Source organism: Streptomyces sp. NBC_01390 (assembly GCF_045040105.1).
Classification (GTDB): domain Bacteria; phylum Actinomycetota; class Actinomycetes; order Streptomycetales; family Streptomycetaceae; genus Streptomyces.
On record NZ_CP109551.1, the window covers coordinates 11,298,844 to 11,308,271 of the forward strand.

Below are 9,428 nucleotides of genomic sequence, written 5' to 3' on the forward strand. Positions count from 1 at the left end.
CTGCCTGCCCGAGGTGTGGAACCGAGCATTCTGGGTTCACGCTGGTCAAACACGTTCCCTGAGACTGTGCCGGTGCAGCTCCCGGCTCCTGCGGGATGCGGCGTTCCGCGCTCAGGAGGAGAGGCTCAGCCTCTCCTCGCCCAGACGCTAACTGGCGCAATACGGGGCACGGTTGCTGTACGTGCCTCTAGGATGACTGCCTGCGCCGGGGCCTCAAGCGCCTCATCCGCACGCGTAACGCCCGCACGCCACACCCCTGTCCGTCGCCCGGCGGAGCGGGGGAGATACGGAGCAGCTCGACCGTGCACCTCATCCGCTTCTCCGCGTGCGGGTTCCGCTCGCTGACCCACGTGCAGGACATCCCGGTCAGCAGCCCGACGATCCTGGCCGGCCGCAACGACGGCGGCAAGAGCGCGGTCCTGGCCGCGCTGGCCTTCCTCCTGGGCGAACACCGTCTGACGGACGAGGACCGCACCTACCAGCAGGACGAGGGCGTCAAGGGACAGCGCTGCGCGGAGACATGGGTGGAGGGCGTCTTCCGCCTGGACACCGCCGAGCAGACAGCAGCAGCCCTCTTACCGGCCGAGCTCCGTATCCGGCGCCGCTCACGGGCCGGTGAGGCGGCGTGCTGGGAGTTCTTCGGATCACAGCCCGCTGACAGCCGCCTGCAGGGCCTGGGCCGGCTGATGAAGAAGGACCTGACCGAACTCGTCACCGAGTTCGGCCTCGTCCCGTCGGGCACGCTGAAGGACGACCTGCTGGCCGCGCTCACCGCACACGCCGCGACCGTCCCGCAGACCGACCAGTGGCAGCCGCTGCCCAAAGACCTCGAGACCCGGCTGCCGCGGCTGCTGGCGTTCGGCGGCAAGGACGAGAGCCCGGACGACGCGGTGCGCACCGCTTTGAGTAGCTGCTACGAGACCCACCTGGAGGACGAGACCCTCCAGGGGCAGGTCCGGGAGATCGAGAAGGAGATCACGCAGCGGCTGGAGAAGGAAGCGGACTCCCTGTGCCGGCACATCCGCCAGCACTGCCACGAGTTCGTCGGCGTGGAGGTCAAGCCCGAGGTCTCCTTCAAGGGCGGCTTCAAAAGGGCGCCGCTGGAGGTCTCAAAGGCCGACGGCGAGCCCGTGGACCTGACCCGCTCGGGCCAGGGCAGCACCCGGCGCATCGCCCTCGCCGTGTGGGAGTGGACCAGCAGCCTCCTCGAAAGCAGTGAACTCGCCGCGGCGGGGGAGCAGGGCGAGCCGCAGCCCACGCAGACCATCGTCGTCTACGACGAGCCCGACACTCACCTCGACTACCGCCACCAGCGCACCGTCATGGACATCATCCGCAAGCAGTGCGCCCTGCCCCACGTCAGCGTCATCGTCGCCACCCACTCGATGAACCTCATCGACGGCGTCGACATCGCCGACGTCATCCACCTCAAACTCAGCGACAGCGGCCGCACCCTCGTCGAGCGCCTCGACGACGACACCCACGACGGCATCGACTTCCACCTCGGACAGATCGCCGCCGCGGTGGGACTGCGCAACTCCGTCCTGCTGCACGAACGCTGCTTCCTGGCAGTCGAAGGCCCCACCGAGCAGCAGTGCGTGCCCCTGCTCTTCCGCCTCTCGCAGGGGCTGCCCCTGCAGGCGGCCGGCATCGCCCTGTGGGCCTGCGACAACAACGAAGGAGCACTCCACCTCGCGGGCTACCTCGTCAAGCACCACCGCACCGTCATGCTGATGGTCGACGCCGACAGCCGCGCCAACAAGCACTTCAAGACCGAGAAACTCATCAAAGCCGGCCTCGACCTCACCAAGCAGGTCTCCTACGTCGGAGAGAGCGACGGCTACAACGAGCTGGAGGAGCTCTTCAGCGACCTCCAGTGGGCGGCCGCCGCCAACGCCCACTGGCCCCGCCCCAAGGGCCGCCCCTGGAGCGCCGACGACTTCACCGAGCACCGGGGCGGCAAGTTCAGCGAGCGCATCCTCTACATGATCAAACAGCAGGCCGAGGAGAGCAGCCCCAACGGCAAGGCCGACATGCTCTACGCACTGGTGTCCATGCTCACCACCCCCGAAGAGGTCCCACAGCAGCTACGGGACATCTTCACCGAGGTGCAGGCCCTCGCCTGCTGACCTGCTGCTGCGCCCGCCGCTGCAGCATGCGCTCCTTGCGCTGCTCATTGGTCGGCGCCGCCCAGGCGTGCCATCCGGCCTCCGCAGTCCATTGCCGCGCGTGAGCGCGGGCTTCGATTCCGCACCACCGGCAGCCCCCGGGCGCCACAGTGTGCTCGGTCCTGGCAGAACGCGATAACGACATCACATCCTCCTTCCCCCACTGCTTATCTTGCCTCCTGCCACTGACAATCACCCCGCGAGCCGCGTCCGGCTCCGCCACCCGGCAGCGCAGACGAAGAAACCTTTCCCTCGCGTGTCCCCAAGCCCCTGAAACAAGACCGTTTATCGGGAAAACCATCCGTAGCTCCCACCGCACTGGTTACGGTCTGTGCCCATGAGGTTCCTGCACACCTCGGACTGGCATCTTGGCCGCCGGTTCCACGGGGAAGATCTGATCGACTGCCAGCGCACGGTCCTGGACCACATCTGCGCCACCGCCCGCACCCACAAGGTGGACGCCCTCCTGATCGCGGGCGACATCTACGACCGTGCCATCCCGAGCCTGGACGCGGTACGCCTGTTCGACCGGGCTCTGCACCAGCTCGCCGACCTCGGCATCCCCACCGTCATGATCAGCGGCAACCACGACTCGGCCCACCGCCTCGGCACCGGCTCCGGCCTGTACGCCAAAGCCGGCGTCCACCTGCGCACCAACCCCGCCGACGCCGCCCGCCCCGTCCTCCTCGACGACGAACACGGCCCCGTCGCCGTCTACGGAGTGCCCTACCTCGAGCCCGCCCTGGTACGCACCCAGCTGGACGCCGAGACAGCCTCCCACCAGGCCGTGCTCACCTCGGCACTGGACCGCATCCGAGCCGACCTCGCCACCCGCCCGGGCACCCGCTCCGTCGTCCTAGCCCACGCCTTCATCACCGGCGCCACCAGCAGCAAAAGCGAACGCGACATCAGCGTCGGCGGCGTCGCCCACGCCGGCGCCGACCTCTTCGACGGCATCGACTACACCGCCCTGGGCCATCTCCACCGCCCGCAGCGCGTCAACGACCGCATCCACTACAGCGGCTCCCCGCTGGCCTACTCCTTCTCCGAGACCAACCACACCAAGTCCCTCACCCTCACCGACCTGCCGGCCGACGGCGCCCCCACGATCACACACCACGACATCCCGGCCGACCTCCACCTGCCGCTGGCCCGGCTGACCGGCCGCATCGAAGACCTGCTGACCGACCCCGCACACGAACCGCTCAGCGAAGCCTGGCTGCAGGTCACCCTCACCGACACCGCCCTGCCGTACGAGGCGATGGCACGCCTCAGACAGCGCTTCTCCAAGACGCTGGACATGCGGCACGTGCCCGCCGGCATCCCGGCACAGGCCACCGACAGCCCCACCTACCGCGAACGGGTACGCGGCCGCGGCGACCTCGACATCGCCCACGACTTCATCACCGCCGTGCGCGGCACCCCACCCACCACCGCAGAGGCAGACCTCCTGCAAGAGGCCGTCGACGACATGCGCGTGCACGCCCAGGAGAAGGAAACCGTCTGACATGCGTCTGCACTCCCTACACCTGCAGGCCTTCGGCCCCTTCGCCCGCCGCCACACCGTCGACTTCGACGCCCTGTCCGCCGACGGCCTGTTCCTTCTGCACGGCGACACCGGCGCCGGCAAGAGCACCCTGTTCGCCGCCATCTGCTTTGCCCTCTATGGCCTGCCGCCCCACGAACGCAACATGCGGCTGCGCAGCGATCACGCTCCCGCGGATCTGCTCACCGAAGTGACCCTGGAAGTAACCCTCGCCGGCAAGCGTCTGCAGATCCGCAGAATTCCCGCCCAGAAGCGACCCCACCTGCGCAACAGCGCAGAGCTCGTCGACCAGAAAGCCGAAACCTACCTGCACCAGTGGGTCCTCGACGAACACGGACACGGCCAGTGGGAAGGCATCATCAAGTCCCACAAGGAAGCCGGAGAAGAGATCAAGTCCCTCCTGCGCCTGACCCGCCAGCAGTTCTGCCAGGTCGTCCTGCTCCCACAGAACGAGTTCACCAAGTTCCTGCGCGCCGACGCATCCGAACGCCGGGTCCTGCTCGGCACCCTCTTCGGCACCCGCCGTTTCGGCCTCATCGAAGAATTCCTCGCCAACCGCAAAACCCTCACCGCCAAGACGCGCGACGAGGCCCGCGCCGACGTCCTGCGCCTGGCCGAACGCATCCAGCAGGCATCCGGCGACGACCTCGAACCGGCCCAGGACGCCCCCCGGGCCGACGACCCCGCCACCCTCACCGCACCCGCCCGCGCCTGGGCCACCGCCCTGCACCGCCAGGCCCTCACCCGCCAAGACGCCGCCGGCGCTGCCACCGAGACCGCCGAGCAGCAGCTGACCGAAGCCCGCCGGGCGGAACAGGCCGTCCGCGACCTCCACCGTCTCCAGCAGGCCCACCGCACCACCGCACACGACCTCGGCCTGCTCCACGAGCAGACCACCCACCACGACCACCTCGCCGAACGCCGCGACCGCGCCGTGAAAGCCCAACAACTGCAATCCGTCCTGGAGACCGCACACACCGCCGACCGCGAGCACACCCGTGCCCTGGACGACGACAGCCGCGCCCGCGCCCTGCTGCCGCCCGAACACGCATCCCTCGACACGGCCGGCCTCACTCACGCCGGCCAGCAGCTGCACGCCGAAACCGGTGCCGTCCAGGCACTGCTGCCCGACGAGGCCACCCTCCAGCGCCACACGGCAGATCTGGCCGCACTCGACCGCGAGCGCCAGCAGCTCACCGAAACCCTCACCGACGCCCAGCAATGGCTCAACACCCTTCCGCAACGCCGCGCTGACCTTGCCACGCGCCTGGAAACCAGTCGCAGCGCGCAGGAAACCAGTCGCGAACTCACCCCCACCCTCAACCTCGCCGAAAAGCAGCTGGAAGCCGCCAGGCGCCGTGACGCTCTCGACCAGCAGATCAACGCCGCCCACAAGGTCCTCAGCCAGGCCGAGAAGGACTCAGAGCAAGCCGCGAAAACGTACGTCGACATCCGGCGCCGCCGCACGGACGGCATCGTCGCCGAGCTCGCCGGCCGGCTCGTCGACGGCGAAGACTGCCCCGTATGCGGTTCCCCCACCCACCCCACACCCGCCACCGCCCAGCCCGGTCAGCCCACCGCCGCCGACGAACAGGCCGCCGAAGCCGCCCACAACCACGCTCAGAAGACGCAGAACAACGCCAAAGAAGCCCTGGCCCAGCTGAACGAACAGGCCGCCACAGCACGCGGTGAAGCCGGCGGCAACACCCTCCTCACCGACCTCACCGCCCACCGCACTGACCTCGAACAACACCTCGCCGACGCCCTCTCCCAGGCAGCCGACGCCGGACCAGCCGGCGAACAACTCACCCTCCTGGAAAAAGAACAGGCCGACACCGAACACACCCGCAACACCGCAACGGCACGCCTGGGCGCCGCCGATGCCACCTACGACAGCCTGCACACCCAGCGCGAAGAGCTCACCCACCGCCTGGCAACCACCCTCAACGGACACGCCACACTCGCCGACCGCATCACCCACCTCACCCAGCACGCCGGCCGACTCGAGACCGCCGCCGCGTGCGCGGCCACCGTGACAACAACCGCCACAGACCGCCACAGCGCCACCGCTCTCGCAGAGCAGGCAGCACACGCGGCAGGCTTCACCTCCCCGGCCGAAGCCTCGGCCGCCCGCCTGCCCGACGACGAACTCACCGCGATCGACAAAGAGATCACCCACTGGCGTGAACAGCGCCTCGTACTGACCGTCCGGCTCGCCGAACCCGAACTGCAGGCAGCCATCACCCAGCCACCCGCCGACCTCGAGCACGCCGTCACCGAACTGAACACCGCCACCACAACCCACACCCGCACGGCAGCCCTCGCCACCCAGGCCGCCGACCGGACAACCACCCTGGCCACCCTCACCGCTCAGCTGGACACCCAGATCCAGCGCCTGGAACCCCTCGAGGACGCCTACCGCACCGTCGATCACCTCCACGGCCTCATCAGCGGCGGCTCACCCAGCAACCAGCTCCGCATGCAACTGGAGTCCTACGTCCTGGCAGCCCGTCTCGAAGACGTCGTCGACGCCGCCAACACCCGCCTGTCATGCATGTCCCACCACCGTTTCACCCTCGTCCACTCCGACGACAGAGCAGCCCGAGGCGCCAAATCAGGCCTGGACCTCAAGGTCCTCGACGCCTGGAGCGGACACAAACGCCACACCGACACCCTCTCCGGCGGCGAATCCTTCTACGTCTCCCTGGCCCTCGCCCTGGGTCTGGCCGACATCGTCACCGCCGAAGCAGGCGGCCAGGCACTGGACACCCTCTTCATCGACGAAGGCTTCGGCACCCTCGACGAAGACACCCTCCACCAAGTCCTCGACGTCCTGGACTCCCTGCGCGCCTACAACCGCACCGTCGGACTCATCAGCCACGTCCCCGAACTGCGCCGCCGCATCACCCAGCGCCTGCACATCGCCAAGCACATCGACGGCTCCACCCTCACGCACCTGACCGAAGCGGCTGAATGACCGCACAACAGGACACGGTGCACGTACCGGCCACTCGTCGGCTGGCGCTCATGACACCAAGGCCCTGGGCTCCAGTCGACAGAGACCTGCTGCAACGAATCCCCGCTGTACGCGAGAATGAACGCGAGCCAGCCCCTCACGTATGCCGAGGAACCGTGCGATGACCGCCAGCCCTCCTGCCACAGAACACACCGGACGTCTGGTCCTGCGCACGGACCAGCAAAAGGGCCTCGTCAGTACGGTTCGCCACCTGCGCCGCCCGCGCACCCGCGGACATGCCGTCTCGGCCTGCGGCACCGGCAAGACTCTCTTCGCACTGCGCGTCGCCGAGGAACTCGGCGTGCGCCACCTGGCGGTGGCGGTGCCCAGCCTGGACCTGGTCGCGCAGTGGGCTGCGGCCGCCCGAGCGGACGGCCGCCGTGAGCCGATGATCACCGTCTCCTCGCTGCGCGCCGAGTCCCACCCGCTCCTCGCCGACGCCAAGGTCGACTCGGCCAACGCGGGGGAGTACCTGGCCTACTGGCTGGGCCGCCACCCCAAAGCGACCGTGTTCTTCACCTACGACTCGCTGTCCAAGATCGAAGAAGCCCAGCACTCCGCAATCTTTCCTGCCCCCGTCTTCGGCCTGCTGATCGTGGACGAAGCACACGCCACGGCCGGGACCTGGGAGAAGAACTGGACCGCGCTGCACGACAACGAGCGCATCCCTGCCGAGCGCCGCCTCTACCTCACCGCCACCCCGTATGTATGGGAAGCCCCCCGCCTGACCGAACCGCCCACCACCAGGGCGCAGCCCAAGCGCACCGCCGCCACCGCACCGGCCTGGGACGACCCGTCCCTGCTGGCGACGATGGATCAGCCGAGGGTCTTCGGCCCCCGCCTGCACACCTATTCCCACGCCGACGCCATTGACGACGGCGTCCTGGCCGACTACCAGCTCGTCGTGCCCACCGTCACCGACACCGAACTGCGCACCGCCCTCACCGACTCCGAGGCCGGGCCCACCGCGCGCCGCACCACCGCTCTGCACCTGGCCATCATCAAGGCCATGCGCGAGCAGGACCTGCGGCACGTGTTCGTCTACTTCCAGCAGATCGCCGACGCCGCCGACTTCGCCCGCCAGTTCGCCCACACCCTGCGCACCCTCCCCGACGAACTGCGCCCCGACTGGGCGGGCGAGACCGTCGTGCAGTCCATCGACGGCACCCACAGCCCCCACCGGCGCGCCGACATCATCGCCCGCTTCACCGACGCCGAGCGGGGAGTATTGGCCAACGCCAAGATCCTCGGCGAAGGCGTCGACCTGCCGGCCGTCGACGGAGTCGTCTTCGCCGACCGCACCGCCAGCGTCCGTCGCATCGTCCAAGCCCTGGGGCGCGCCCTGCGCAAACCCCCCACCCTCAAGACGAAGACGGCCAGCCTCGTCATCCCCGCCTACATCCCGCCCGGCGCGGACCCCACCGACCTCCTCGGCACCCCCTACGAGGCTCTCTGGCTGGTCACCGCCGCCCTGCGCCACCACGACCAGACCATCGCCGCCCGCGCCCCACGGGCCAAGAACCAGCACCCCGCCCGCGACTCCCACACCTACATCACCCGCCGCTTCCGCTTCGACCACACCCTCGACCCTTCGGCGATCGCCCGCGCCCTCGACCTGCTGGTGTGGCCCTCCAGCGGCGCCGTCCTGTCCGCCCCCCGCCGCGCCGGTCTGGCGGCCGCCGTGCGCTACCACGCCGAGCACGGCCATCTGCGGGTGCCGGCCGACTACGAGGACGCCTACGGCTACCGGCTGGGCTCCTTCATCACCGGCCAGCGCACCGCCTGCCGCGCGGGCGCACTCGATGCGGCGTGGATCGCCGAGCTGGAGGCGCTCGGCATGGTTTGGGACGAGCACGAGGCCCTCTGGCAGGGTCACATGGCCACCGTCGAGGCCTTCCACGCCGAGCACGGCCACCTCGCCATCCCCGCTCACCAGCCCGGTGGCCAGTTCCTCGCCGACCAGCGCACCGCCGCCCGCAAAGGCCGTCTCGACCCTGCCCGCGGAGCCGCCTTGGCCGCCCTCGACCCCCAGTGGCAGCTCCCCTACAGCCCCGACTGGCACCGCAAATACCACCTCCTGGCTCGCCACATCGAAGCCGGACACCACCCCGACACCCTCACCCGCGACACCACCATCGGCACCGTCAAACTGGGTGGCTGGCTCCACCGCCAGCTCACCGACTGGAACCGCCTCAAGCCCGGCCAGCACGAACTGCTCACCCGCATCGGCCTCACCCCCGCCCGCCCCCTGCCCTCCCACCGCACAACGACCCAGCGCCGCACCTTTGAGCAGACCCTGCTCATCCTGCGGATGTTCCTCGACCGCTGGCAGCGCCCACCCGGCGCCCGCGAGTCGATCGACGTCGACGGCGAACACGTCATGATCGGCCCCTGGTACACCAAGACCCGCAGCCGACTCACCGCCGGACAACTCCCGCCCCGTCACACCCAGATGCTCACCGACACGCTCGCTGAACACGGCCTCGCTTTCGCACCTACCCCGGACGACCCGGCCACCGCCTGACCCCGCGTCCCGGACAGCTAGCTCCCGCTCCTCCATCGCACCTGCGGCCGCAGCGCTGACACCGGCCACCAACCGCCCGCGCCAGCCACGGGCCTTCCTGCCGCTGATCAGGCAACCGCCTGCCGAGCCGACGCACCGGTACCCACGGGGGAAGGACAGCGACCCTTCCTGTCA

Annotated in this window: 4 protein-coding genes; all 4 read left to right on the forward strand. The window is 69.4% G+C overall.

All coding sequences use genetic code 11. From position 1 onward, the window contains the following. The first annotated feature begins 302 nt into the window (after nt 1-302). Nucleotides 303-2,129 (forward strand): ATP-dependent nuclease, encoded by a 1,827-nt coding sequence (locus OG241_RS50395; RefSeq protein ID WP_405812595.1) that lies wholly within the window; start codon nt 303-305, stop codon nt 2,127-2,129. Nucleotides 2,130-2,505: 376 nt separating this feature from the next. After that, complete coding sequence (locus OG241_RS50400; RefSeq protein ID WP_405825961.1) at nt 2,506-3,675, forward strand: exonuclease SbcCD subunit D; 1,170 nt, start codon at nt 2,506-2,508, stop codon at nt 3,673-3,675. Between the two features lies 1 nt (nt 3,676). Then, on the forward strand, nt 3,677-6,691 hold the full coding sequence (locus tag OG241_RS50405) for an AAA family ATPase (protein ID WP_405825963.1): 3,015 nt from the start codon (nt 3,677-3,679) through the stop codon (nt 6,689-6,691). A gap of 160 nt (nt 6,692-6,851) precedes the next feature. Beyond that, entirely contained in the window at nt 6,852-9,254 is a 2,403-nt protein-coding gene (locus OG241_RS50410; RefSeq protein WP_405825964.1) for a Helicase associated domain protein, read from the forward strand. The last annotated feature ends 174 nt before the right edge of the window (nt 9,255-9,428 follow it).